General features: G+C 69.2%; 23 protein-coding genes. 13 read left to right on the top strand and 10 right to left on the bottom strand.

Annotated elements, in window-relative coordinates:
* Nucleotides 1-67 precede the first annotated feature (67 nt).
* Entirely contained in the window at nt 68-811 is a 744-nt protein-coding gene (locus DQW50_RS05985) for a DNA polymerase sliding clamp (protein WP_112078379.1), read from the top strand.
* 321 nt (nt 812-1,132) lie between these two features.
* Here DQW50_RS05985 and DQW50_RS05980 read toward each other — a convergent pair whose 3' ends face one another.
* The 3 genes from DQW50_RS05980 to DQW50_RS05970 all read right to left on the bottom strand — a co-directional run bounded on the left by DQW50_RS05980 (nt 1,133) and on the right by DQW50_RS05970 (nt 5,079).
* The gene (locus DQW50_RS05980) at nt 1,133-2,944 is read right to left on the bottom strand and encodes a histidine kinase N-terminal 7TM domain-containing protein (protein WP_112078378.1); all 1,812 of its coding nucleotides are present in this window, start codon (nt 2,942-2,944) and stop codon (nt 1,133-1,135) included.
* A gap of 71 nt (nt 2,945-3,015) precedes the next feature.
* A complete protein-coding gene (locus tag DQW50_RS05975) occupies nt 3,016-4,446 on the bottom strand; it encodes an MFS transporter (RefSeq protein WP_394338572.1) in 1,431 nt (476 codons plus the stop codon).
* Nucleotides 4,447-4,485: 39 nt separating this feature from the next.
* The gene (locus tag DQW50_RS05970; RefSeq protein ID WP_112078377.1) at nt 4,486-5,079 is read right to left on the bottom strand and encodes a hypothetical protein; all 594 of its coding nucleotides are present in this window, start codon (nt 5,077-5,079) and stop codon (nt 4,486-4,488) included.
* A 146-nt stretch (nt 5,080-5,225) separates the two neighbouring features.
* Here DQW50_RS05970 and mdh point away from each other — a divergent pair, with 146 nt between their 5' ends.
* The 4 genes from mdh (at nt 5,226) to DQW50_RS05955 (ending at nt 7,339) form a co-directional block, all read left to right on the top strand.
* The gene (gene mdh / locus DQW50_RS05965; RefSeq protein ID WP_112078376.1) at nt 5,226-6,140 is read left to right on the top strand and encodes a malate dehydrogenase; all 915 of its coding nucleotides are present in this window, start codon (nt 5,226-5,228) and stop codon (nt 6,138-6,140) included.
* 122 nt (nt 6,141-6,262) lie between these two features.
* Nucleotides 6,263-6,424 (top strand): hypothetical protein, encoded by a 162-nt coding sequence (locus DQW50_RS17820; protein WP_157964848.1) that lies wholly within the window; start codon nt 6,263-6,265, stop codon nt 6,422-6,424.
* A 147-nt stretch (nt 6,425-6,571) separates the two neighbouring features.
* Nucleotides 6,572-6,973 carry a DUF5790 family protein gene (locus DQW50_RS05960; RefSeq protein WP_112078375.1) on the top strand — a complete coding sequence of 134 codons (402 nt, stop codon included), beginning with the start codon at nt 6,572-6,574 and terminating at the stop codon, nt 6,971-6,973.
* Between the two features lie 81 nt (nt 6,974-7,054).
* Nucleotides 7,055-7,339, top strand: coding sequence for a hypothetical protein (locus tag DQW50_RS05955; RefSeq protein ID WP_112078374.1), 285 nt, complete (start codon nt 7,055-7,057; stop codon nt 7,337-7,339).
* Between the two features lie 31 nt (nt 7,340-7,370).
* Here DQW50_RS05955 and DQW50_RS05950 read toward each other — a convergent pair whose 3' ends face one another.
* Entirely contained in the window at nt 7,371-8,150 is a 780-nt protein-coding gene (locus DQW50_RS05950; protein WP_112078373.1) for a creatininase family protein, read from the bottom strand.
* A gap of 118 nt (nt 8,151-8,268) precedes the next feature.
* Between DQW50_RS05950 and DQW50_RS05945 the strand changes: the two genes are divergently transcribed.
* The gene (locus DQW50_RS05945) at nt 8,269-8,592 is read left to right on the top strand and encodes a hypothetical protein (protein WP_112078372.1); all 324 of its coding nucleotides are present in this window, start codon (nt 8,269-8,271) and stop codon (nt 8,590-8,592) included.
* Between the two features lie 80 nt (nt 8,593-8,672).
* On the opposite strand, the gene DQW50_RS05940 is transcribed toward DQW50_RS05945, so the two are convergent.
* Both DQW50_RS05940 and DQW50_RS05935 read right to left on the bottom strand, forming a co-directional pair.
* The gene (locus DQW50_RS05940) at nt 8,673-10,616 is read right to left on the bottom strand and encodes an ABC transporter ATP-binding protein (protein WP_112078371.1); all 1,944 of its coding nucleotides are present in this window, start codon (nt 10,614-10,616) and stop codon (nt 8,673-8,675) included.
* 104 nt (nt 10,617-10,720) lie between these two features.
* Nucleotides 10,721-11,002, bottom strand: a complete 282-nt coding sequence (locus DQW50_RS05935; protein WP_112078370.1) for a hypothetical protein — start codon at nt 11,000-11,002, stop codon at nt 10,721-10,723.
* Between the two features lie 137 nt (nt 11,003-11,139).
* Between DQW50_RS05935 and rnz the strand changes: the two genes are divergently transcribed.
* The 4 genes from rnz to DQW50_RS05915 all read left to right on the top strand — a co-directional run bounded on the left by rnz (nt 11,140) and on the right by DQW50_RS05915 (nt 14,018).
* On the top strand, nt 11,140-12,072 hold the full coding sequence (gene rnz, locus DQW50_RS05930) for a ribonuclease Z (protein WP_112078369.1): 933 nt from the start codon (nt 11,140-11,142) through the stop codon (nt 12,070-12,072).
* 96 nt (nt 12,073-12,168) lie between these two features.
* Nucleotides 12,169-12,684, top strand: coding sequence for a DoxX family protein (locus DQW50_RS05925; protein ID WP_112078368.1), 516 nt, complete (start codon nt 12,169-12,171; stop codon nt 12,682-12,684).
* A gap of 71 nt (nt 12,685-12,755) precedes the next feature.
* Nucleotides 12,756-13,175: an HIT family protein gene (locus DQW50_RS05920; protein WP_112078367.1), complete on the top strand. Its 420-nt coding sequence runs from the start codon at nt 12,756-12,758 to the stop codon at nt 13,173-13,175.
* A 48-nt stretch (nt 13,176-13,223) separates the two neighbouring features.
* Nucleotides 13,224-14,018, top strand: a complete 795-nt coding sequence (locus DQW50_RS05915; protein ID WP_112078366.1) for an AAA family ATPase — start codon at nt 13,224-13,226, stop codon at nt 14,016-14,018.
* A 90-nt stretch (nt 14,019-14,108) separates the two neighbouring features.
* Here the strand turns inward: DQW50_RS05915 and DQW50_RS05910 are convergent, their stop codons facing one another.
* The gene (locus DQW50_RS05910; RefSeq protein WP_112078365.1) at nt 14,109-14,630 is read right to left on the bottom strand and encodes a hypothetical protein; all 522 of its coding nucleotides are present in this window, start codon (nt 14,628-14,630) and stop codon (nt 14,109-14,111) included.
* A 161-nt stretch (nt 14,631-14,791) separates the two neighbouring features.
* Here DQW50_RS05910 and DQW50_RS05905 point away from each other — a divergent pair, with 161 nt between their 5' ends.
* Nucleotides 14,792-15,784: a transcription initiation factor IIB family protein gene (locus tag DQW50_RS05905; RefSeq protein WP_112078364.1), complete on the top strand. Its 993-nt coding sequence runs from the start codon at nt 14,792-14,794 to the stop codon at nt 15,782-15,784.
* 50 nt (nt 15,785-15,834) lie between these two features.
* Entirely contained in the window at nt 15,835-17,544 is a 1,710-nt protein-coding gene (locus DQW50_RS05900; RefSeq protein WP_241964363.1) for a GTPBP1 family GTP-binding protein, read from the top strand.
* 52 nt (nt 17,545-17,596) lie between these two features.
* Here the strand turns inward: DQW50_RS05900 and DQW50_RS05895 are convergent, their stop codons facing one another.
* From DQW50_RS05895 to DQW50_RS05885, 3 genes are read right to left on the bottom strand one after another with little or no spacing between them, the layout of a single operon-like run.
* Nucleotides 17,597-18,463, bottom strand: coding sequence for an ABC transporter permease (locus DQW50_RS05895; RefSeq protein ID WP_112078363.1), 867 nt, complete (start codon nt 18,461-18,463; stop codon nt 17,597-17,599).
* 3 nt (nt 18,464-18,466) lie between these two features.
* Nucleotides 18,467-19,372, bottom strand: coding sequence for an ABC transporter permease (locus DQW50_RS05890; protein WP_112078362.1), 906 nt, complete (start codon nt 19,370-19,372; stop codon nt 18,467-18,469).
* 7 nt (nt 19,373-19,379) lie between these two features.
* Nucleotides 19,380-20,468: a PotD/PotF family extracellular solute-binding protein gene (locus DQW50_RS05885; protein WP_241964362.1), complete on the bottom strand. Its 1,089-nt coding sequence runs from the start codon at nt 20,466-20,468 to the stop codon at nt 19,380-19,382.
* Nucleotides 20,469-20,771: 303 nt separating this feature from the next.
* Between DQW50_RS05885 and DQW50_RS05880 the strand changes: the two genes are divergently transcribed.
* Entirely contained in the window at nt 20,772-21,839 is a 1,068-nt protein-coding gene (locus DQW50_RS05880) for an ABC transporter ATP-binding protein (protein WP_112078448.1), read from the top strand.
* Nucleotides 21,840-21,867: the final 28 nt, after the last annotated feature.

Below are 21,867 nucleotides of genomic sequence, written 5' to 3'. Positions count from 1 at the left end.
GGGCGCCCCGTCCCGACGCGCTCGGATTGGGTGCCTTTTTAGGGGATACCACCCTAGTCGGGCGTATATGTTCAAGGCCATCGTGAGCGCGTCGACGCTACAGGACGCGCTCGATTCGGTGAGCGTGCTGGTCGACGAGTGTAAGATCCGCCTGAACGAGGAGGCGCTCTCGATCCGCGCGGTCGACCCCGCGAACGTCGGCATGGTCGATCTCACCCTCGAGGCCGCCGCGTTCGAGTCCTACGAGGCCGACGGCGGCGTCATCGGCGTCAACCTCGCCCGCCTCGAGGACATCGCCGGCATGGCCAACTCCGGGGACCTGATCCACCTCGAACTCGACGAGGAGACCCGCAAGCTCCACATCGAGACGGACGGGCTCTCGTACACCCTCGCGCTCATCGACCCGGACTCCATCCGCCAGGAGCCGGACATCCCCGAGCTCGATCTCCCCGCCGAGATCGTCGTCGAGGGGGCCCAGCTCGACCGCGGCGTGAAAGCCGCCGACATGGTCTCCGACCACATCCGCCTGCGCGTCGACGAGGCCGCCGAGACGTTCCTCATCGAGGCCGAGGGCGACACCGACGACGTCGACCTGGAACTCGCCCGCGAGGACCTCATCGCGCTCACCGCCGGCCCCGCGGACTCGCTTTTCAGCCTCGACTACCTCAAGGACATGAACAAGGCGATCCCCGGCGACGCCGAGGTCACCGTCGAGCTCGGCGAGGAGTTCCCCGTCAAGCTCCACTACGGGTTCGCTGAGGGGCTCGGGAACGTTACGTTCATGCTAGCTCCGAGAATACAAAGTGACTAACGCGGTCTGTCCGACCTGGAAATAGTAAAATTTTGGTACATTTCCGAGGGCTGTCTCGACGTCGATCGCGATCGAACGCCACGAGCCACGATCCGAGTACGAACCGAGTCGAATCGATCCGAATTCCTTCTCGATCTGTTCCGGAGTCACGGGTTCGATCCCGGTTTCCAACGGGGAGAGATCCGATTCTCACGCCCGGAATCTCCCGCTTTTCTCGACTGGATGGGGAACCCGCCCCCGGGCTTCGAATACAAGTGGGTTCTCGACTCACGAGAACGCTACGACCGCCTGAAGGCACAGGCGTACGGCGAGGCGCGGGCGTTATAGATCGCTCTCGATCGGCATCTCCACCGCCACCCGCGTCCCGCGCGGGTCGCGGTCGGCGTACGCCACGTCGGCACCCAGCGCGCCGGCGGCCCACTCGACGACCCACAGCCCGAGCCCCGAGCCGTGTTCGAGCGCGGTCTCCTGGCCGGACTCGACCGCGCTCACCTCGTGGTCGGGGATCCCGGGACCGTCGTCCTCGACGACGAGGACGAGCCGGTCGCCACCGGCGGGACCCTCGTCGCGTTCCACGCCCTCGCGTCGGAGCGTCACCCGGACCCACGCGCCGCCGTCCTCGCGTTCGGTGCCCGCGCCGTCGTGGTGCTCGAGCGCGTTCTCGACGGTGTTCACGACGACCGCCCGAAGCGCGTCGGGCCTGAGCCGGGCGGTCGGTCCGCCCGCCACGTTCCCTCCTTCCGCTCCCTCCGCTTCTCCCGTTCCTCCCGTCCCCGCCGCTTCTCCCCCTCCCTCCTCGCCCACGTCGATCGTGAGGTCGACGGCCGCGTCCGGGTCGCGCTCGCGCGCGTCGGCGACGGCCCCCTCGACGACGTCGGCGGCGTCGATCGCGACGGGGTCGGCGTCGGCGAGCAGCGACTCGACGGTGCCGGCCTTCTCGCCGAGCGCAGTCAGCGCCCCCGATCGTCGCTCGATCGCGTCGGCCATCCGGACGAGTTCGGGGTCGTCGAGCCGGTCGACGAGCAGTTCGCCGTACCCGTGGACGAGGCCGGCGTCGTTGCGGAGGTTGTGCCGGAGGACCCGGTTGAGCACCTCCAGTTGTTGGCGGCGGCGCTCGCGCTCGGTGACGTCCGAGAGGACGACGGTGTACCCGACGTGGGTCCCGTTCGGGTCGGCCAGCCGTGAGGTCGACACCGCGTAGGTGCGACGTCGACCGCCGGCGTCGACGGTTATCTCGGCGTCCTCGTCGACGGTCACCGGCACGTCGAGGAACGCCGAGAACGGGCGTTCGCGGGCGGTTTCGGCGTCGACGCCGAGCACCGTCTCGGCGGCGGGGTTGAGCCGGACGACCCGGTGATCGAGCGCGAGCGCCACGACGGGGTCTGCCAGGTCGTCGATCGCCGTGCGTTCTGCTGTGCGGCTGGTGGTCGGGTTCCGGTCGAACATCTCCGCGCGGTTGAACGCGTACGCGTCGAGTAGCACGTGCGGGACGAACATGAGGGGCGCGAACTGGAGCTGTGACACCGGTCCCGCTCCGAGCGTCCAGGCGACGAGGGCGAACCCCGGCGGCAGCGAGCTCAACGCCACCGCCGTGCTCTCGCGCCGGTAGAGGGGCCCGTAGCTGAGCAGGGTGTCGACGAGCAGGAAGACCGCGCTCGCGACGAGGACCGACTCGACGGCGACGACGAGGTACGCCCACGGGCCGAAGGCGTACGAGACGGCCGAGACGCCGAAGACCGGGTCGAACCGGAGCCCCGTCCAGAACGCGCCGTGGAACGGGTTCGTCGCGAGAACGACCGTCGAGAGGAGCCCGAACCCGACGACGGCGGCGAAGGGGCGGCTCCGGACCACGTCGCTGCGCCCGGTGTACTCGAGCGCGAACCCGAGGAAGGCGATCCCCGTCCAGACGATACCGAGCCACGTTGTCGCCTCCAGGACGACCCGAAGCGTCGGGTCGTCGACGAGCAGGGCGACCCCGTAGGAGAGACACCACGTCGCCTGCGCCGCGAACACGCCGAGGAACCAGTCGACGCCCGGCCGGCCGCGGTGACGACGGATCGCCCACGCGAGCGCGAGCGCGCCGACCCCGCCGGCGAGCGACCCGACGGCGGGCCACGCGGGGAGGGGGACCATACGCCCGGTACGACGGAGACGCCCAGCCTAAAGCTGTCGTGTAGTTCCCCCCGTCCGTCGGTTCGGCGTCTTCACTCCACAGCGCGTCGCCCGAAGGCGACGGCGACCGGGACCAGGAGCGCCGCGCCCGCGAGGAACGGCGACGCGACGGCGACCGTGTAGAGGACGGCCATCACCGGCGGGCCGACGGTCCGTCCGAGGCTCGCCGCGCCCTGCGTGACGCCGAACGCCGCGCCCTGGCCCGCGTCGTCGGCCGACGTCGAGACCAGCGTCGCCAGCGAGACGTTCACGAGGGCGTTCCCGAGCGACAGCCCCGCGAGGGCGACGAGTAGCGCGACGAGCGGGACCGTGAGCCACGCCGGACCGCCGAGGTCGATCCTCCGGCCGACCCCCGCGGTCGCCGGGAGCACTGCGAGCGCGCACGCGAGGACCCCCGCGCCGGCGGCCACGAGGGTCCGCGAGGGAACGATCCGGGAGAGCCGTCCGACGAGCACGCCCTGGTTCACCGCGCCGAGGACGCCCACGTAGGTGAGCAGGAACGCCGCGGCGGTCGCGTCGTACCCGAACCGGTCGGCGACGTACGGGATGAACATCACCTGGACGCCCGCGAACGCGACGGCGACGACGAAGTACGCGACCGTGAGCGGCCGGAGCGCAGGGGACGCGAGCGCGTCGCGGAACTGGCCGACCGCGGTCGTTCGCCGGTCCCGCGACCGGTCCCGGTTCGGCTCCTCCAAGAGGAGGGCGCCGACCCCGACCGCGAGGAAGCTCATCCCGGCTGCGGCGAAACTCGGGAGCGAGTACGGGGTCGCCGGGACGAACGCGGGAAAGAGCGCGTCGGCGCGGGCCACGACCGGGTCGGCAGCGAGGAGCCCGCCGATCGCCGGGCCGAAGACGAAGCCGAGCGCGAACGCCGCGCCGACCAGCCCGAGCGCGCCAGCCCGTCGGTCGCGCGGGGTGATGTCGGCGACGTACGCCTGCGCAGCGGCGATGTTGCCGCCCATCGCCCCCGCGAGCCCCCGGGAGGCGAAGAGCGTCGCGAGCGCGGCCGTCGTCCCGAACCGCGCGCCCGACTCGCCGGCGTAGCCGAACGTCACCCACGCGACCCCGGCGGCCGAAAGCGACGCGAGCAGGACGGGTCGGCGACCGATCCGGTCGGAGAGTCGGCCGAGCGCGGGCGCGGCGAGGAACTGCGCGAGCGAGTACGACGCGGCCAACAGCCCGATGTACGCGTCGCTGACGCCGAACGATCGCACGTAGAAGGGGAGGATCGGGATCACGATCCCGAAGCCGACGAGGTCGATGAACACGACGCCGACCACGACCGCGAGCGCGCGCCGCGGGTTGGCCACGCCGTGGTCGGCGTCTTCCCCGGACGGGGCCGTCGTCGGGTCGTCCCCGCCGGGTCCCGAGTCGTCCCCGCCGGGTTCCGGGTCGTCGGGGTCCGGACCGTCGGATCCCGCGCCCCCGATCGACGCTGTTCCCGCCTCGGGGTGTGTCACGGTCGTGAAACGTTCTCCCGGGTGTTAAACGGGCGGGCGTCAGCCGTGTCGTTCGATGACGCGTTTCGCCGCCTGTCCCTTCTCCTTCCAGCCGTATCCCGCGTCGTACACGTGGCGTTTCGCCTCGACGAGCTCCTCCGGGGTGGACTCCTCGAAGCCGCCGCGGTCCCACGCGCCGGAGGTGCGGAGCCACTCGACGACGTTCTCCTTGGTCTCCGGCCAGGAGAGCCCGACCATCTCGTACCACGCGACCATCGCGAAGACGGCGTTGTCGTGACAGCCGGGGACGGAGCCGCGCTCGTAGACGGTCCGCATCGGCTCGCGGGTCGGCTCCGAAACGAGCTCCTTGAACTCCGCGGCGGTGAGCAGGCGGAGGCGGTCGTCCTCGCGGACGACCCGCTGTTCGCGTTCGAGCGCGCCTAACCCGGCCTTGTGGAGCCCGCTCCACTCGTCGTCGACGGCCTCGCGGAGGGCCGACTCGGACAGCCCGTCGGGCTCGGCGGTGAGGACCGCGAGCAGGTCCGTGTACGCCTTCTCGACGGTGGGCCAGCTCACGCCCTCGAAGTCGCAGTCGGCGTCGTGGAGGCTGTTGGTCGTCCGGCAACCGGGACACGGGTAGCGGAACGTCGGCACGGGTTCCCGTGTGCGGCCGCCGGAGTTAGCGTTTTCGTGACGCGCCGTCCACGTCACCCACCACCGACACCCACGCCACACACGTGCCACGGGTCCCCACGGGTTCCGAAACGTTTACTCACTGCCCGGTCCCGGTATCAGGTGGTATGACAAAAGTCAGTGTGATCGGCGCAGCGGGGACCGTCGGGGCCGCGGCCGGCTACAACCTCGCACTGCGCGACGTGGTCGACGAGCTCGTCTTCGTCGACATTCCGGACCAGCGCGAGACGACGATCGGCCAGTCAGCCGACACGAACCACGGCGTCGCCTACGACTCGAACACGACCGTCCGACAGGGCGAGTACGCGGACACCGCCGGCTCCGACGTCGTCGTGATCACGGCCGGGATCCCCCGAAAGGAGGGACAGACCCGGATCGACCTCGCCGGCGACAACGCGCCCATCATGGAGGACATCGGCTCGTCACTTTCCGAGCACAACGACGACTTCGTCACCGTCACCACCTCCAACCCGGTCGACCTGCTGAACCGTCACCTCTACGAGGCGGGCGACCGCGACCGCCACAAGGTGGTCGGCTTCGGCGGCCGGCTCGACTCCGCACGTTTCCGCTACGTCCTCTCCGAGCGGTTCGACGCGCCCGTCAAGAACGTCGAGGCGACGATCCTCGGCGAGCACGGCGACGCGCAGGCACCGGTCTTCTCGAAGGTGCGCGTCAACGGCCGGGACCCCGAATTCGACGCCGACGAGCGGGAGGAGATCCTCGCGGACCTCCAGGAGTCCGCGATGGACGTCATCAGCCGGAAGGGTGCGACCCAGTGGGGGCCCGCCACCGGCGTCGCCCACACCGTCGAGGCGATCTTGGAGGACACCGGCGAGGTGCTCCCCTGCTCGGTCGTGCTCGACGGGGAGTACGGCTACGACGACACCGCCCTCGGCGTGCCCGCGAAGCTCGGCTCGAACGGCGTCGAGGAGGTGATCGAGTGGGAGCTCGACGAGTACGAGGCCGACCTCCTCGACGAGGCCGCCGAGAAGCTCTCCGAACAGTACGAGAAGATCGCGTAGACGACGGGGCTTCCCGGGGGATACGTACTCCTCCGTATCGCTCCCGAACTCTCCGTCTCGCTCCGATCCCGGACGGTTCCCTCATAGTCGAGTTCTTGTGGTCGCCGCGACGAGGGGCGATCATGAGCGAGAACGACGCCGACCGTCGCGCGCCCCGTCCCCTCATCGCGACGATCCCGGACGCCGAGGTGGTACTGCCGTGGCTCCGCACGCTCGCGACCCTTGCCGGATTCCTGACGCTCGCGATCCTCCTCGTGACCCTCGAACTCCTCGGACGGTTCTGATCGTCCCACGTCGCCGTCGATCCCGTCCCACGTCGCCGTCGATCCCGTCCCACGTCGCCGTCGATCTCACGGAGGGCCCCGCGATCGACGGATTTCACTTTCGCTTTCGGGCTCGAATATAAAGCCCGTCGGGACGACGGTCCCCGCATGAGCCAGTCCACGTTCGACGACGACGACCTGTTCGGGGAGGCCGCGGCGGAGACCCGCGCGGAGGTCGAAGAGCACCTCGCAGCCGCCCGCGAGGAGCTACCGGACCCCGACGACGTGTGGGTGACCGACGCCGAGAACGTGCTCGGCGCGCTCAACGGGCTCAAATCCGCTCTCGACGTCGGCGACGCGATCGATCACGTCCGGTCGGCGAAGAAGGCGTACGTCCTCGGCGCGCGCGCCGACGCCTTCGAGGACGCCGACGACCTCGAGAGCGAGATCGCCGACCTGGAGTCGCTCGTGGGCGACATCGAGTCAGCTGCCGAGGAGGTCGGCTCGCTCACCGGGACGATCCCCGCGATCCGCGGCGCGCTCCAGGACGCTGTGGACGACGACGAGTAGCTCTCCCGTTTCGAGCCTCCCGTCCCCTTCGAGCGGGAAGACCCTCCCTCGTTTATGTTTCGTGGGTCCGAAACACCGGGTATGGTGGAATCAACCACGGAGGACGTTCGCGTCTGGCTGGTCGAGCGGACGTACTCCGACGACGAGCAGAACGTGGTGATCCTGACGTACGCCACGCCCGACGGAACGCAGTACTTCCGGAAGGAGCGCGCGCTCACGTCCTTCTCGGACGTCCGGGACACCACCGCCGCCGTCGAGGCCGGCCCGGGGGAGCTCGGCTCCGTCGACGACCCGGAGCTACGCGAGCGGTACGCCACGGAGGCGCGACGGATGCGCGTGGCTCACGACCCCGACGACGTTATCTGAGCCGGTCGCCGAACGGTTCGAGCCGTCGCGTTCACTCGCGGTCGGACCGCTCCTCCCGGTCCGCGACCGCCCGCGCCAGTTCGGCGAGCGCGTCGCTCGCCCGCTCGAGGAGCTCCCGCCCGCGCGCCGCGTCGCCCGCGGTCGGGTCGCCGACGACGCCGTTGTCGGTGAACTCGTCGGAGTCGTGCGCGAGGTTGACGCCCGAGACCCACTCGCCCCAGCGGTCGCTCCCGCCGTCGCACGCGTCGTCGACGCGGTCCTCGCGGACGAGCGCGGGGTTCGTCGCGCGAAGGAGCGCCGTCTCCAGCGGCCCTGCGTGGCCCATGTCGCCCGCGTGCTCGCCGACCGCCTCGAACCAGGTGAACGCCACGCCGTAGCCGTCGTGTGCGGGGTCCCGCGAGAAGCGCCGGGCGACCTCCGCGAGCGCCTCGACGTTCCCGCCGTGGCCGTTCACGAACACGACGCGGTCGACGCCGTGTGCCGGAAGCGAGGCCGCCGCCTCCCGGACGTACGCCCGGAAGGCCTCGGGGCTCACCCACATCGTCCCGTCGAACGCGCGGTGCTCCTCGGCGACGCCCACGGGGATCGGGGGGCCGACGAGCGCCTCGCCGCGGGGGACGCCGTCGGCGACGCCGCCCCGCGGCTCCGCGTCGTACGCCGCTGCGGCAGCCTCCGCGACGGCGACCGCGTTCAGCGTGTCGGTGCCGAGCGGCGCGTGGGGGCCGTGCTGTTCGGTGCTGCCGACGGGAAGGAGCGCCACGTCGACGTCGGCGTCCCGCACGTCGGTCCAGGTCGCGTCCGCGAGTCGCATACCCTCCCTGCGTCGACCGGCCCCGTATAGTCGACGGTCGACGCCGCGCCCGCCCGGGACCCGACTTGCCCCCTGCCTCGGCCCCGGTACTTAATTCGTCGCGCGTGGATCGGCAGGTATGCCCGACGACGAAGTCGCCTCGCGGGCCGTCTACGGCGTGGTCTTCGGCCCGCTGAAACCGGCGCTCCGCGAGCACGCATACCCGGTGACGAAGGAGGAACTCATAGAGCAGTACGGCGGGTTCGAACTCGAACACGCCGACGGCACCGACCGGCTGGAGGAGGTGTTACGCCGTGCCGACGTGGCGTCGTTCCGCGACCCGCGGCAGGTCCGGGACGCGATCCTCGGCGTGGTCGGGGTCGACGGATCCGGGGCCCCGGTCGATCCGGACGCGAACGACGTCGGGGTCGAGACGGGCGACTGGAGCCCGCTGTCGCCGTGAGGTCGGCCCGGATCGCCAGCTAGTCGTTCGCAGTCGGCCCGGATCGCCGGCTAGTCGCTCCCAGTCGGTCCTCCGAGTCGTTAGTCGTCGCTCTCCGCGTCCTCGAGCACGCGCGCCGTCCGCTCTTGGGCTCGGTCGATGAACTCCTGTGGGAGCTCGTCGATCTCGCCGGCCTGAACGCCCCAGAGGTGCGCGTATAGGCCGGCGTTCTCCAACAGCTCGTCGTGGGTGCCGCGCTCGACGACCTCGCCGCCTTCCAACACCAGGATGGTGTCCGCGTCCTTGATCGTCGAGAGCCGGTGGGCGATCGCGAACGTCGTCCGGTCGGCGGTGAGCCGGTCTATCGACCGCTGGATCAGCATCTCGGTCTCCGTGTCGACGTCCGAGGTGGCCTCGTCCAACACGAGGACCTCCGGGTCCTTGAGCACCGCGCGGGCGATGGTGATCCGCTGACGCTGGCCGCCAGAGAGCTTTACGCCGCGCTCGCCGACCATCGTGTCGTAGCCGTCGGGAAGGTTCTCGACGAACGCGTGCGCCTCCGCGGCCTTCGCGGCCTCGCGGACCTCCTCGTCGGTCGCGTCGAAGGCCCCGTAGGTGATGTTCTCGCGGACGGTCCCGTAGAACAGGTACGAGGACTGCCCGACGTAGCCGATCGACCGCCGCAGCGACCGCAGCGTGACCTCGCCCACGTCCTGGCCGTCGATCCGGATCGCCCCCTCGTCGACGTCGTACATCCGGAGCAGGAGCTTGAGCACGGTCGACTTGCCGGCCCCCGTCGGGCCGACGAGCGCGAGCGTCTCGCCGCCCTCGACGGCGAAGTCGACGTCCCGGATTATCGGCTCGTCGTCGTAGCCGAAGGTCACGCCATCGTAGATCACGTCGCCATCGTCGACGACGAGGTCCGGGGCGTCCGCGTCCTGCTCGAGCTTCGAGGGCTCGTCCATCAGCCCGAAGATCCGCTCCGAGGAGGCCCTGGCGCGCTGATACATGTTGATGATCTGGCCGAACTGCGCCATGGGCCAGATGAACCGCTGGGTGTAGAGGATGAACACGACGAACATCCCGACGGAGAGGTCGCCGGAGAACGGGCCCGGCGCGGTCCCCTGGAACACCCACAACCCGCCGACGACGAAGGTGAACACGAAGCCGATGCCCGCGAGCACCCGTAGCGCCGGAAAGAACTTGATCCGGGTCCGGATCGCCCCCCAGTTGGCGTCGAAGTACTCCATCGAGACGTCGTCGACGCGGTCGGACTCGTACGGTTCCGTGTTCGCGGACTTGATCACCTGGATGCCGCCGAGGTTGTTCTCCAGCCGGGAGTTCATCTTCCCGACGGAGGAGCGAACCGCGGCGTACTTCGGCTGGATCGTCCGGATGAAGACGTACGTGAACCCCGCGATGACCGGGACGGGTAAAAGCGCCACGAGCGCCAGCTGTGGGTTGATCCATAGCAGGAGCCCGCCGATGCCGACGACCATCACGGACAGCCGGAACAGCGAGTTCATCCCGTCGTTCAGGAACCGCTCGAGGCGGTTCACGTCGTTCGAGAGGATCGACATCATCTCGCCGGTCTGTTTGTCCGAGAAGAACTCCATGTTCAGCCGCTGCATCCGGTCGTAGGTGTCGGTCCGGACGTCGTGTTGGATGTGCTGGGCGAACGCGTTGAACCCCCAGTTGCGGACCCAGTGGAACGCCGCGCCGAGCGCGAACGCGCCGGCGATGACGGCGACCGTGAACCAGAACTGCTCGGTCCGGCCCGTCGGGAGCCACGCGTCCGGCAGGAGGACGAGCGGGATCTGCTCGCTGAAGGGTGCGTCACCGTAGAACACGGCGTCGATGGCGATCCCCAACATGAGCGGCGGGAGGAGATCGAGCAACCGCGCGAAGACGCTGGCGACGACCCCCACCGTCACCTGCGGGAGGTACGGCCGGCCGTACTCGAGGAACAGCCGCTTCATCGGGTTCTCGACCTCCGCGCGCTGCTCTTCGAACGGGTCGTCCTCGTCCCACTCGGCCCCACTCATCACCTACCCTACCGGTCCACGAGTCAAGTGGGTTTCCTTCGGATCGATACGGGCCGATACGAATCGGAAAGAACGGCCGCTATCGCCAGCGCCTGGTGGATCGATCACACGCTTCGCCGTTCCACGCCCGGATCGACCCCCGCTGTGTCGAGGTCCGCTCGGATCCGCCGACGGAGCGGGTCCGGGACGCTCCCGCGCGGGACCGGTGCGGCGGTGTCGTCCCCTTCGGTCGCCGCGTCCGGAACGGTCCAGTAGAGGACGCGGTCGGCGTCGGCGTAGAACTCCACGGCGAACCGGTCGCCGCCGCCGTCGTAGTGGACGCGGGCGGCGGCCCCCTCCGCCCGCCAGCCCTCCTGTCGGACGAGTGCGGCGATCGAGTCGTACATACCCCCAGTCGGGACTGCGGCCACATGTCGGTGTCGACCGCCGGTGGTGACGGGACCGCCTCACCCGTGAGGCGATCGCCCTCCCTCCCGCGACCACGGCTCGAAAGGAGTTTACCCCCGCCGGCCGCAGGGCGGATATGTCCCTTCGCGTCACGTTCCTCGGGACGGGCGGTGCCGTCCCCACCACCGAGCGCGCGCCGAGCGCCCTGTTCGTCAACCGCGAGGGCGACCGGCTGCTGTTCGACTGCGGCGAGGGAACCCAACGCGAGATGATGCGGGCCGGCACCGGCTTCGGGATCGACCGCCTGTTCGTCTCCCACCTCCACGGCGACCACGTCCTCGGGATCCCCGGGCTGGTCCAGACGCTCGGGTTCAACGACCGGACCGAGCCGCTGTTCGTCCACTGCCCGCCGGACACCGGCGACGACCTCCGTGACCTCGTCCACGCGGCGGGCCACCAGCCGGGGTTCCCGGTCCGGATCGAGGAGGTCACCCCCGGGGAACTCGCGCTCTCGGCCGACGGCTACGAAGTCCGCGCCTTCGAGACCACACACCGGACCAGATCACAGGGGTACGTCCTCACAGAGGACGACCGCCCGGGGCGGTTCGACCGGCCGAGAGCCGAGGAGCTCGGCGTCCCGGTCGGGCCGGCGTTCGGGCGGCTCCACTCCGGGGAGTCCGTCGAACTCGAGGACGGTACCGTCGTCGAACCCGAGCAGGTCGTCGGCCCACAGCGGCCGGGCCGGAAACTCGTGTACACCGCCGATACCCGTCCGCGGGAGCGAACCGTCGAGGTCGCGGAGGACGCCGACCTGCTCGTTCACGACGCCACCTTCGCCGACGACATGGCCGACCGCGCCCGCGACACGGCCCACTCGACTGGCCGGGAGGCGGGCAGGATCGCCCAACGCGCCGCCGCGAAACGGCTCGCGCTCGTTCACGTCTCCTCGCGATACGCCGGCGACGCCTCGCCGATCTTGCGGGACGCCCGGGAGGCGTTCGACGGCGAGTGTCTCCTCCCCGACGACGGCGAACTGCTCGAGGTCCCGTTTCCGGACGCGGACGACTGACCCGGTTCATTCACGATCGAAAATGTCTTTTACGGGCGTTTCAGCCCTTCTGCCGAGTGTTTATCCGTATCGGAACCCTACCTGTCTACACCCACCATGCCTGCTTCAGGGACCGTACGCGGCGAGGGCGAGGCCGCCGACGCGGCGGGGACCGACCGGCTCGACGCGGTCCGGGACCGTTTCGATCGCGTCGACCGTGAAATAACCCGCCAGATGCGTCGGTTCGGGATCCCGACGCTCCGCGTGGCGCTCGGGATCGTGTTCGTCTGGTTCGGCGGGCTGAAAGTGATCGGCGGGAGTCCGGCCGCGGAGCTGGTCGCCGCCACCGTGTACGTGGTGCCCGCCGAGCTGTTCGTCCCGGTCCTCGGCGTCTGGGAGGTCCTCATCGGGCTGTGTCTCCTGTACCGGCCCCTCATTCGGGTCGGGATCCTCCTGTTGTTCCTCCAGATGCCCGGCACCTTCCTCCCGGTCGTCCTCCTGCCCGAGGTCGTGTTCGCGACGTTCCCCCACGAACTGACCGTCGAGGGGCAGTACATCATCAAGAACCTCGTGATCATCGGAGCGGCGCTCGTCGTCGGCGGAACCCTTCGTGCGGACGTCGACGAGCCGTGAAACGGTCCGGTGAGCGGAGCCGACCGCGGCGCCGGGAAACCTTGATACGTCGCGGCGTCGACCCCTCCGGTATGTCCGACGACTGTATCTTCTGTTCGATCGTCGCCGGCGACGTCCCGGCGCGGACGGTGTACGAGACCGACGAGGTGGTGGCGTTCCTCGACGCCAACCCGCTCGCGCGCGGTCACACCCTCGTGATCCCGAAGACGCACGTGGCCCGCGTCGGCGACCTCGACGCCGACCGCGCGAGCGTCCTCTTCGACGCGGTCGCCGAGCTCACCCCCCGGATCCAGGCGGCGGTCGACGCCGACGCGGCGAACGTGGGGATCAACGACGGCGAGGCGGCCGGCCAGGAGGTGCCGCACGTCCACGCGCACGTCATCCCGCGGTTCGAGGGCGACGGCGGCGCGCCCATCCACGCGGTCGGCGGGGCCCGACCCGACCTCTCGGACGACGAACTCGACGGGATCGCGGCGGCGATCGCCGACTGAGCGGCCGTCGTTCGAAGGAATTATTCGCCGGACCGGTCAGGTGCGCGTATGCAAGCGACGACGCTCGCGCTGGTCGGCGCGACCGGCGGCGCGGGAACGACACGGACGGCCGTCGAACTGGCGACGGTCGGGGCACGCGGCGGTCGAGACGTGGCGGTCGTGGACGCCGCGTTCGCGACGCAGGGGCTCTCCGAGTACGTCAACGGCCGGATCGGAACCGACCTCACGACGCTCCTGACCGACGAGGCCGGCGCGTCCCTGTCGACAGCGACGTTCCCGATCGCGGTCGACGGTCGCTCCGACGGTCGGGAGGCGGACGCCGGGCCCCTCCCGGGTCGTGCCGACGTCGTCCCCGCCCGCGCCCCGTTCGAGCGGGTCGCCCGCGCGAAAACGTCCGAGGCAGCGCGCAAACTCGAACGGCGGATCGACGAGACAGCGACCGCCTACGACGCGGTGGTCGTCGACGCGTCGCCGGTGGCGTCGAACGAGGCGGTCGCGGCGGTCACGACTGCCGACGCCGTCGCCGCGGTCCGCCCCGCGACCCCACACGGTCGCGACGCGCTCCAGCGACTCCACGGACGGATCGCCGACGTGGGCGCGAGCGTCGACGCCACGGTCGCGGTGTCCCGCGGGACCGACGTCGGAACCGACGACGCCCGCCCGTCCGACGACGCCGACGTGCTCCTCCCGGACACGGACCCGAGCGTGACCGCCGCGCCCGTGACGGCGACCGGGGACGGGGACTACTCGCGGGCGGTCGCCGACGCGTACGCTCGGCTCTTCGATACGACGCTCGAGGTCGACTTCTCCGAGGAGGGGCTGATCGATCGGATGCGATCGTAGCGGGGCGGTCGGTTCGGCCGAGACTCCCCCCTCGGCCGGGACCCGTCGTTCGGCGACATCGGTCGCGGACCGGCGTCGGTATCGGGCCGGTCAGCGGAGGTCGTCGGGCGAGTCCAGCGCGTCGCCGAGTGGGTCGTCCGCGCCGAGACCGGTGCCGAGCGACGACGACCCGGCGAGCTTCGCCTCCACCACGTCGGCGATCGCCGGGACCGGATCGTGCGTCTCGACGTACGTCGCGAGCGCGAAGTCCGCGTCGTCGCCGCCGGCGAGCGCCACCGCCTCGGTCCGGGCCATCCGGCCGTCGAGCCAGTCGCGGACGACACCCCGGCGGGTCGGCGCGAGCGGGCAGACGCCCGAGACGCCACAGCGGTGGAGGGTCTTCGCCGCGGTCATGGGAGCGACGCCGGCGTCCGCAGCGGCGTCGCCGACGCTCCGGCCCGCCGTGTACGCGTCGACCAGCGTCGCGGTCGCCTCCGGCGTACACGGGAGGTCCCCGGCGTGCTCGCGCAGGCGCTCCGCGAGCGGCGTCTCCGTGTCGTCGGCGACGGCGACCCCCCGATCGCGCTGGCTGGCGGTCACCTCGAGCCCCTCCGCGATCTCCGACAGCGTCATGTCGACCGATCCCGCGCTAGTACACATAAAACCACCGTACCCCGTCGGGGTGACCGACGATCACCGACCGGTTACCGGTCGGTCCTGTCGTTCGGATCCGGCCGTTCACCCCCGGATCCACCGGGGTTTAAGTAAGGGATCGGGACCGAGGTTCAGGTGTGATGAGCAAGGCACCTTCGACCCGCGCCCGTTCGCGTCGCTCCCGGAACCCCCGCGCCGACCGCGTCGGCGGATCGGTCGCCCGCACCGGCCGCACCGACGAGACGACCTCGTCGGTGGCCGCCGACACCGCCCACGCCGCCGAGGAGTGTCCCGAGTGCGGCGGCCGCACCGAGGTGGACAGCGCCGAGCGCGCCTGCGTCGAGTGCGGCCTCGTCATCGAGGCGGACCGGATCGACCACGGCCCCGAGTGGCGCTCGTTCGACGACGACGACACGGACCCGAAGCGGACGGGAGCCCCCCTGACGCGGTCGCGTCACGACCGCGGGCTCTCGACGGAGATCGGCCGCTCAACCCGGCTCAAGGGACGCAAGCGCCGCCGGATGGCCCGGATGCGCACCCAGCACAACCGTGCGCGGATCTCCACGAAGCGCGACCGCAACAAGGTGTACGCCTACACCGAGATCCGTCGGCTCACCGGCGCGTTAGAGCTTCCCACGAGCCTCCGCGACACCGCCTGCGCGCTGTTCGACTCCGCACAGTCCGAGAGCCTGCTCCGGGGACGCTCGTTGGAGGGGTTCGCGGCCGCGTGCGTCTACGTCGCCTGCCGCACCGCCGACGTCGCCCGGACCGTCGGCGAGGTGTGTGCGGAGGCGAAGGCGACCGAGGCGGAACACCGCGCGGCGTTCGACGCGATGAACCGCGAGCTCGGCCTCCCGATCGGGCCGGCCGCCCCCGCCGAGTACCTCCCGCGGTTCGCGAGCGACCTCGACGTCTCCCCGACCGTCGAGGCGCGCGCCCGCGACCTCGCCGACCGCGCCGTCGAGGAGGGGATCGCGAACGGCCGGAACCCGGTCGGCGTCGCCGCCGCCTGCCTGTACACCGCAGCGCGGCAGTGTGACGTCGACTGTACCCAACGGGAGGCCGCCGACGTCGCGGGCGTCACCCCCGTGACGATCCGCCGGACGTACGTCGAACTGCGCGAGGAGGCGTGAGGACGGATACCACGAAAACCGTTAAGCCCGGCTGTCGCCTACGGAACGACATGAGCGCTGACCGGTCCGCGTTACGGCGGGCCATCGAGCGCGGCGAACGGGACGGCGGGGCGATCGAGTTCAAAGAACGGCTCACCCGCGAGGTACACCTGGCGGACGGCCGAATGGAGTCGCTCGTGGCACAGCTCCGCCACCGGGTGCTCTCGGGGGACGGCGAGGCGACGTACGTCCTCGGCGTCACGGACGACGGCGGGCTCGCGGGGATCTCCCCCGACGCCTTCTCGGAGACGATGGACGTCCTCTCGCTACTCGCCGAGGAGGCGGACGCTCACATCGACGACGTGGAGACGTGGAGCGCGGGGGCCGACGGCGACGGCGACACTGCGGGGCTCGTCGGCCTCGCGACCGTCCGCGAGGGAGGGATGTTCGAGGCCGACGACGACCATCTCGTGGTCGGGACGGCCGGCCACGTCGACCACGGGAAGTCGACGCTCGTCGGGACGCTCGTCACGGGTCGGGCCGACGACGGACAGGGCGGCACCCGCGGCTTCCTCGACGTCCAACCTCACGAGGTCGAACGCGGGCTGTCGGCGGACCTCTCGTACGCGGTGTACGGCTTCGCCGACGACGCCGCGGAGCCGGTCCGCATGGACAACCCCCACCGGAAGTCCGACCGCGCGCGGATCGTCGAGGAGTCCGACCGGCTGGTCTCGTTCGTCGACACCGTGGGCCACGAGCCGTGGCTCCGAACCACGATCCGCGGGCTCGTCGGCCAGAAGCTGGACTACGGCCTGCTCGTCGTCGCCGCCGACGACGGCCCGACGGCGACGACCCGCGAGCACCTCGGGATCTTACTCGCCACCGAACTCCCCACCGTCGTCGCGATCACGAAGGCGGACGCCGTGAGCGACGAGCGGCTCGCTGTGGTCGAACGCGAGGTGGAATCGACGCTCCGCGACGCGGGCCAGACGCCGCTCCTGGTCGACCGCCACGGCGTCGACGTCGCGGTCGCGGAGGTCGGCGACGGGGTCGTTCCCCTGCTCCGGACCAGCGCGGTGAGTGGCGAGGGAATTGACGCCCTTGACCGCCTGTTCGAGGCGTTACCCAAGCGGGCGACGCCCGAGCGCGGGACGTTCCGGATGTACGTCGACCGGAGCTACAAGGTGACCGGCGTCGGCGCGGTCGCCTCCGGCACGGTCAACTCCGGGACCGTCGAGGCGGGCGACGAACTCCTCCTGGGGCCGATGGCGGACGGCTCCTTCCGCGAGGTAGAGGTCCGCTCGATCGAGATGCACTACCACCGCGTCGACAAGGCGAAAGCCGGGCGGATCGTCGGGATCGCCCTGAAGGGCGTCGACGAGGCGGAGATCGAACGCGGGATGGCGCTCGTCCCCCGCGAGGTCGACCCCGAGCCGGTCCGGGAGTTCGAGGCGGAGGTGATGGTGCTCAACCACCCGACGCGGATCCGGGAGGGATACGAGCCGGTCGTCCACATCGAGACCGTCTCGGAGGCTGCCGCGTTCGCGCCCGCGGAGGGACGCCTGCTCCCGGGCGACACCGGTCGCACGCGCGTGCGATTCAAGTTCCGTCCGTACCTGATCGACGAGGGACAGCGGTTCGTCTTCCGCGAGGGGTCGAGCAAGGGCGTGGGGACCGTCCGCGACGTGAACCCGGAGGGATCCGGTGGATCGCGTGGAACCGACGGATCGGGCGGAACCGACGGATCGGGCGGAACCGACGCGCTCGACGACGGGACGTAGCGGGACGCGTCTCGAAACGACACGGGAAACGGTTCGTCCCGTCTTCTCGCGGCTAGACGTACTCGAGGATGTCGCGGAAGTTGATCGCGACGGCCAGCGCGGAGGCGACGACCACGACGATCAGCGTCGCCATCGGGTCCATCGCCTCCGTCCCCTGCGAGTACACGACCATGCCGTACATCTCCTTGGTGAGCGCGTCCATCGTTCCGCCGACGAAGAAGACGCGGATGAAGTCCTCGAACGAGCGGAGCCAAGCGAAGATGAAGCCCGCGGCGATCGCGGGCGAGATGATCGGAAGCGTGATGTCAGTTACCACGGCTTTGCCGTCCGCGCCGAGGTCGCGCGCGCCCTCCTCGAGTTTCCGGTCGAACACGGCGAGCCGGGCGATCACCGGCAGGACGATGAACGGCAGCCCGTACACGGAGTGGGCGAGCACGGTTCCGAAGAAGCCGGCCGGGAAGCCGGTGATCCGGAACAGGATCAGAAGCGAGATGCCCATGATGATCCCCGGCATCAGCAACGGCACGATAACGAGTCCCCTGACCATCGACCGTCCGCGGAACTCGTGACGGGCGATGGCGAACCCCAACGGGACGCCGAGGATCGTCGCGACCGAGGCGGACGTCGTCGCCACGAACGCGCTCTGTCTGGCCGCCAGGAGGAGCGACTCGTTGGTGAACAGGATGACGTAGTTCTGGAGGGTGAACCCCTCGAACGGGAACAGCACCGAGCTCTCCGTGAACGAGAGCACGATTATCTGTGAGAGCGGGAGCCAGAGGAACACGACGATCCCGATCGTCAGCGCCCACATGCCGTAGGAGGCGACCGCGCTCACGACCCGGTCGACGGAGACGATCCCCGTCTGCCCCGGTTCGCCCACGAGACGCGACAGCCGTCCGTGTCGTTCACTGTCCGCCATCGGTCACCCCATCGCCTCCAGAGTGGTGGTACGCATCACGATCGCAAACGCGATGATCGTCGGGATGATGAGGAAGAGCGACCCCGCTGCCCCGTAGTTGATCGCGTACAGCTCGTTTATTCTGGCGGTGAGCACCTCGGCGATCATTGTGAACTTCCCGCGGGCGAGGAACTGCGGCGTGATGAACGTCCCAAGCGCGGGGACGAACACGAAGACGCAGCCGGTGATGAGCCCCTGTGCCGACAGCGGGATCACGACGTCCTTCGCGATCTCCAGCCGCGTCGCCCCGAGATCGCGAGACGCCTCGATGACGCCGTAGTCGATCCCCTCGAGGCTCGAGTACAGCGTCAACAGCATGTACGGGAAGAAGGCGTGGGTGAGTGAGATGACCACCGCCGCGAGCCCGTACTCGAAGATCCCGACCGGTCCGGAGACCAGGGGTGTCGCGACCAGCATCGAGTTGATCAGCCCCTCGCTGCCGAAAAGCGAGAGCCAGGAGTAAATCCGCACGATGAAGATGGTGAAGAACGGGACCAGGACCGCGAACAGCACGAGCTTGAACGTCCGTCCCGAGAGGCGCGTGAGCAGGTACGCGACGGGATACGCGAGGACGACCGTCGCGACCGTGGTCGACGCCGCGATGCCGAGCGAGAGCAGGAACGAGTCGATGAACGGCGTCTTGAAGAGCCCGCTCTCCCCGACGAACAGCTCCCGGTAGTTCGACACCGAGAAGGACCACACGACGTCGTAGGAGCTGTTGACCTCCGCGAAGCTCACCATCACCAGGAACGCCGTGGGAGCGAGTATCAGCGCGAGTAGCCAGCTCACCCCCGGTCCCGTCATGAGCGCGAGCTTCGCCCGCTCGCCCCGCCGTTCGAACGCCTCGCCGAGTTGCTGGATGGTGCTCATCTCGTCGTCACGCGTTCTTGATCCGCTCGAACATCTCGATCCACGTGTCGTCCCGCTCCGCGGGCTTGAACGGGATCATCCCCTCGAGCACGTCCGGCTCGATCTGGAGCGACTCCGTTTCGATGTTGTCCATCGCGGCCTGTGAGGTGTTCATGATGTTCCGTTCCTCCGAGAGGGCCGCGCCGATGTCGGAGTCGATGTACTCGTTCAACACCTGGAAGGCGGCCTCCTTGTTCGAGGAGCCTTCGGTGACGACGGCCCCCTCGAACCAGGTGAGCTCCTCCTCTTTCGGCTGGGAGAACGCCACGTTATCGACCTCGTTCATGATGCCCACGTGCGTGCTCCGGTTCGCGTACGACGCGATGATGTTCCCGTTCTCGTAGTCCTGTGTGAGCGTCTCCTCGTCGTGAACGAACCCGAGGAGGTTCGGCTTGAAATCGATCAACGTCTCCTCGATCGTCGTGAGCTGTTCGTCCGTGAACGAGACGGTGTCGCCCTCGAACGCCTCGGTGTAGCCGAGCGCGAGCCCCGTCGCCATGATCGCCTTGTAGTAGCCGTCGTACAGCGTGATGCCGCCGGAGAGGTCCACGCCCTCGTACTCCTCGCTGAACAGGACTTCATAGGAGTGCTCGTGGTCTTCCGGGAGCACCGAAGTGTCGTAGCCGTACGCGTACCAGCCGAACTGGAGCGGCATTCCGTAGATCTCGCTCCCGTCGGAGAACTGTCCCTCGGCCGCGGACTGGAACGTCCCGTAGAGCGAGTCGAAGTTGGTTATGACGTCCATGTCCACCGGCGCAGCCAGGTCCGCCTCGATGAACTGCGGGACGTACTCGTTGTTCGGGATGACGATGTCGTACTCTTCACCCCCGCCCGCGTTCACGGTGGAGAACATGTTCGCGGAGCCGTCGGCGATCGATATCTCCAACTCGACGTCGTCGAGTGCCTCCTCGACCTGGTCGTTGACCGCGTCGTACCCCGTCCAGGTCAGGATCGACACCGTCGTCCCCCCTCCGCCGCCCATACAGCCGGAGAGGCCCGCCATGCCCGTTACGCCCACTGCGCCTGCCGCCTTGATGAACTGCCGTCTGTCTACCATCGTCACACCGCTTCCTCTTGAATATAATAAAACCTCTCTACATAATGCCTGTTCATCGAAATAACAGCCTTATATTATGGAAACTATCTAGGTATCGGTGAGAAAACGGGACGAACGTCATTTCAATATCGGGCGGTAGCGCCCCGAGATATCGCGTTCATCAGAATCGGACGATCGATCACCGTATTTCGACGAATATCCCGAGTCTATCTCTCGATAACCCATTAAACAGTATATATTATCGAATACATTGCCACTTCCTAGAAGAAACGTTGAATATGCGCCATGGAGTTCCACGGACATATGACGGACTCACAAACGGCAGTCCAGCTCGACGGCGTTCGCAAGGAGTTCGGGGACACCGTCGCCGTGGACGGGATCGACATCGACCTCCGGCGCGGGGAGTTCTTCTCGCTCCTCGGCCCGTCCGGCTGCGGAAAGACGACCACCCTCCGGATGATAAGCGGGTTCGAGACGCCGACGGGAGGCTCGATCCGCATCGAGGGGGAGGACGTCGTTCACCGGCCGCCGAACAAGCGGAACACGAACCTGGTCTTCCAGAGCCTCTCGCTTTTCCCGCACATGACGGTCGCCGAGAACGTGGGGTACGGCCTGAAAAAGGAGGGCGTCGGGGCGGGCGAACGCGAGCAGCTCGTCGAGAAGTATCTCGGCATCGTCGACCTCTCCGGATACAAGGACCGCAAGCCGCAGGACCTCTCCGGCGGGCAACAACAGCGCGTCGCCATCGCCCGTGCGCTGGTCAACGAACCCGACATCCTCCTTCTGGACGAGCCACTGTCGAGTCTCGACCGGAAGCTCCGCCAGGAGATGCAGGTCGAACTACAGGAGATCCACGACCGCGTCGAGAGCACGTTCTTCTACGTGACACACGACCAGGACGTCGCGATGAGCATGTCGGACCGGCTCGCCGTGATGAACGACGGATACATCGAACAGATCGGCACGCCGAAGGAGATCTATCGCGAGCCGGCGACCGCCTTCGTCGCCGACTTCATCGGCGACACGAACCTGCTCGACGGCGTCGTCGAGAACACCACTCACCCGCCGCGGCTCGAACTCGATACCGAAACGGAGGTGACCGTCGAACTGGGCGAGTCTCCGGTGAAGGGCGAGGCGATCGCCTCGATCCGGCCGGAGGAGATCGACCTCGCCGACCCCGGGGCGGGAGTGATCGACGGCACCGTCGTCGACAGCCACTTCCACGGGGAACGGACGAACCTCGTGGTCGAGCCGGTGGACGACTCACTCCCGAAGCTCGACGTTTCGATCCAGGGGCGGTCCGACATGCCCGAAACCGACGAGGTCTCCGTCGACCTCAACCCCGACGCGGTACGGGTCTATGGGAAGTGAGCGTCCGGCGGGGCCCTTCCCGCCCGGA

Source organism: Halorubrum sp. 48-1-W (genome assembly GCF_003287355.1).
Classification (GTDB): Archaea; Halobacteriota; Halobacteria; order Halobacteriales; family Haloferacaceae; genus Halorubrum.
This window is presented reverse-complemented; position numbering and strand designations above follow the sequence as displayed.

Excerpts from the sequence above, each read along its gene's own strand:
- DQW50_RS05925 (WP_112078368.1), top strand. The coding sequence starts at position 12,169 with ATGCCTGCTTCAGGGACCGTACGCGGCGAGGGCGAGGCCGCCGACGCG.
- DQW50_RS05980 (WP_112078378.1), bottom strand. The coding sequence starts at position 2,944 with ATGGTCCCCCTCCCCGCGTGGCCCGCCGTCGGGTCGCTCGCCGGCGGG.
- DQW50_RS05900 (WP_241964363.1), top strand. The coding sequence starts at position 15,835 with ATGAGCGCTGACCGGTCCGCGTTACGGCGGGCCATCGAGCGCGGCGAA.
- DQW50_RS05890 (WP_112078362.1), bottom strand. The coding sequence starts at position 19,372 with ATGAGCACCATCCAGCAACTCGGCGAGGCGTTCGAACGGCGGGGCGAG.
- DQW50_RS05935 (WP_112078370.1), bottom strand. The coding sequence starts at position 11,002 with ATGTACGACTCGATCGCCGCACTCGTCCGACAGGAGGGCTGGCGGGCG.
- DQW50_RS05895 (WP_112078363.1), bottom strand. The coding sequence starts at position 18,463 with ATGGCGGACAGTGAACGACACGGACGGCTGTCGCGTCTCGTGGGCGAA.
- DQW50_RS05920 (WP_112078367.1), top strand. The coding sequence starts at position 12,756 with ATGTCCGACGACTGTATCTTCTGTTCGATCGTCGCCGGCGACGTCCCG.
- DQW50_RS05955 (WP_112078374.1), top strand. The coding sequence starts at position 7,055 with ATGGTGGAATCAACCACGGAGGACGTTCGCGTCTGGCTGGTCGAGCGG.
- mdh (WP_112078376.1), top strand. The coding sequence starts at position 5,226 with ATGACAAAAGTCAGTGTGATCGGCGCAGCGGGGACCGTCGGGGCCGCG.
- DQW50_RS05950 (WP_112078373.1), bottom strand. The coding sequence starts at position 8,150 with ATGCGACTCGCGGACGCGACCTGGACCGACGTGCGGGACGCCGACGTC.
- DQW50_RS05885 (WP_241964362.1), bottom strand. The coding sequence starts at position 20,468 with ATGGTAGACAGACGGCAGTTCATCAAGGCGGCAGGCGCAGTGGGCGTA.
- DQW50_RS05985 (WP_112078379.1), top strand. The coding sequence starts at position 68 with ATGTTCAAGGCCATCGTGAGCGCGTCGACGCTACAGGACGCGCTCGAT.
- DQW50_RS05945 (WP_112078372.1), top strand. The coding sequence starts at position 8,269 with ATGCCCGACGACGAAGTCGCCTCGCGGGCCGTCTACGGCGTGGTCTTC.
- rnz (WP_112078369.1), top strand. The coding sequence starts at position 11,140 with ATGTCCCTTCGCGTCACGTTCCTCGGGACGGGCGGTGCCGTCCCCACC.
- DQW50_RS05905 (WP_112078364.1), top strand. The coding sequence starts at position 14,792 with ATGAGCAAGGCACCTTCGACCCGCGCCCGTTCGCGTCGCTCCCGGAAC.
- DQW50_RS05940 (WP_112078371.1), bottom strand. The coding sequence starts at position 10,616 with ATGAGTGGGGCCGAGTGGGACGAGGACGACCCGTTCGAAGAGCAGCGC.
- DQW50_RS17820 (WP_157964848.1), top strand. The coding sequence starts at position 6,263 with ATGAGCGAGAACGACGCCGACCGTCGCGCGCCCCGTCCCCTCATCGCG.
- DQW50_RS05910 (WP_112078365.1), bottom strand. The coding sequence starts at position 14,630 with ATGACGCTGTCGGAGATCGCGGAGGGGCTCGAGGTGACCGCCAGCCAG.
- DQW50_RS05960 (WP_112078375.1), top strand. The coding sequence starts at position 6,572 with ATGAGCCAGTCCACGTTCGACGACGACGACCTGTTCGGGGAGGCCGCG.
- DQW50_RS05880 (WP_112078448.1), top strand. The coding sequence starts at position 20,772 with ATGACGGACTCACAAACGGCAGTCCAGCTCGACGGCGTTCGCAAGGAG.
- DQW50_RS05915 (WP_112078366.1), top strand. The coding sequence starts at position 13,224 with ATGCAAGCGACGACGCTCGCGCTGGTCGGCGCGACCGGCGGCGCGGGA.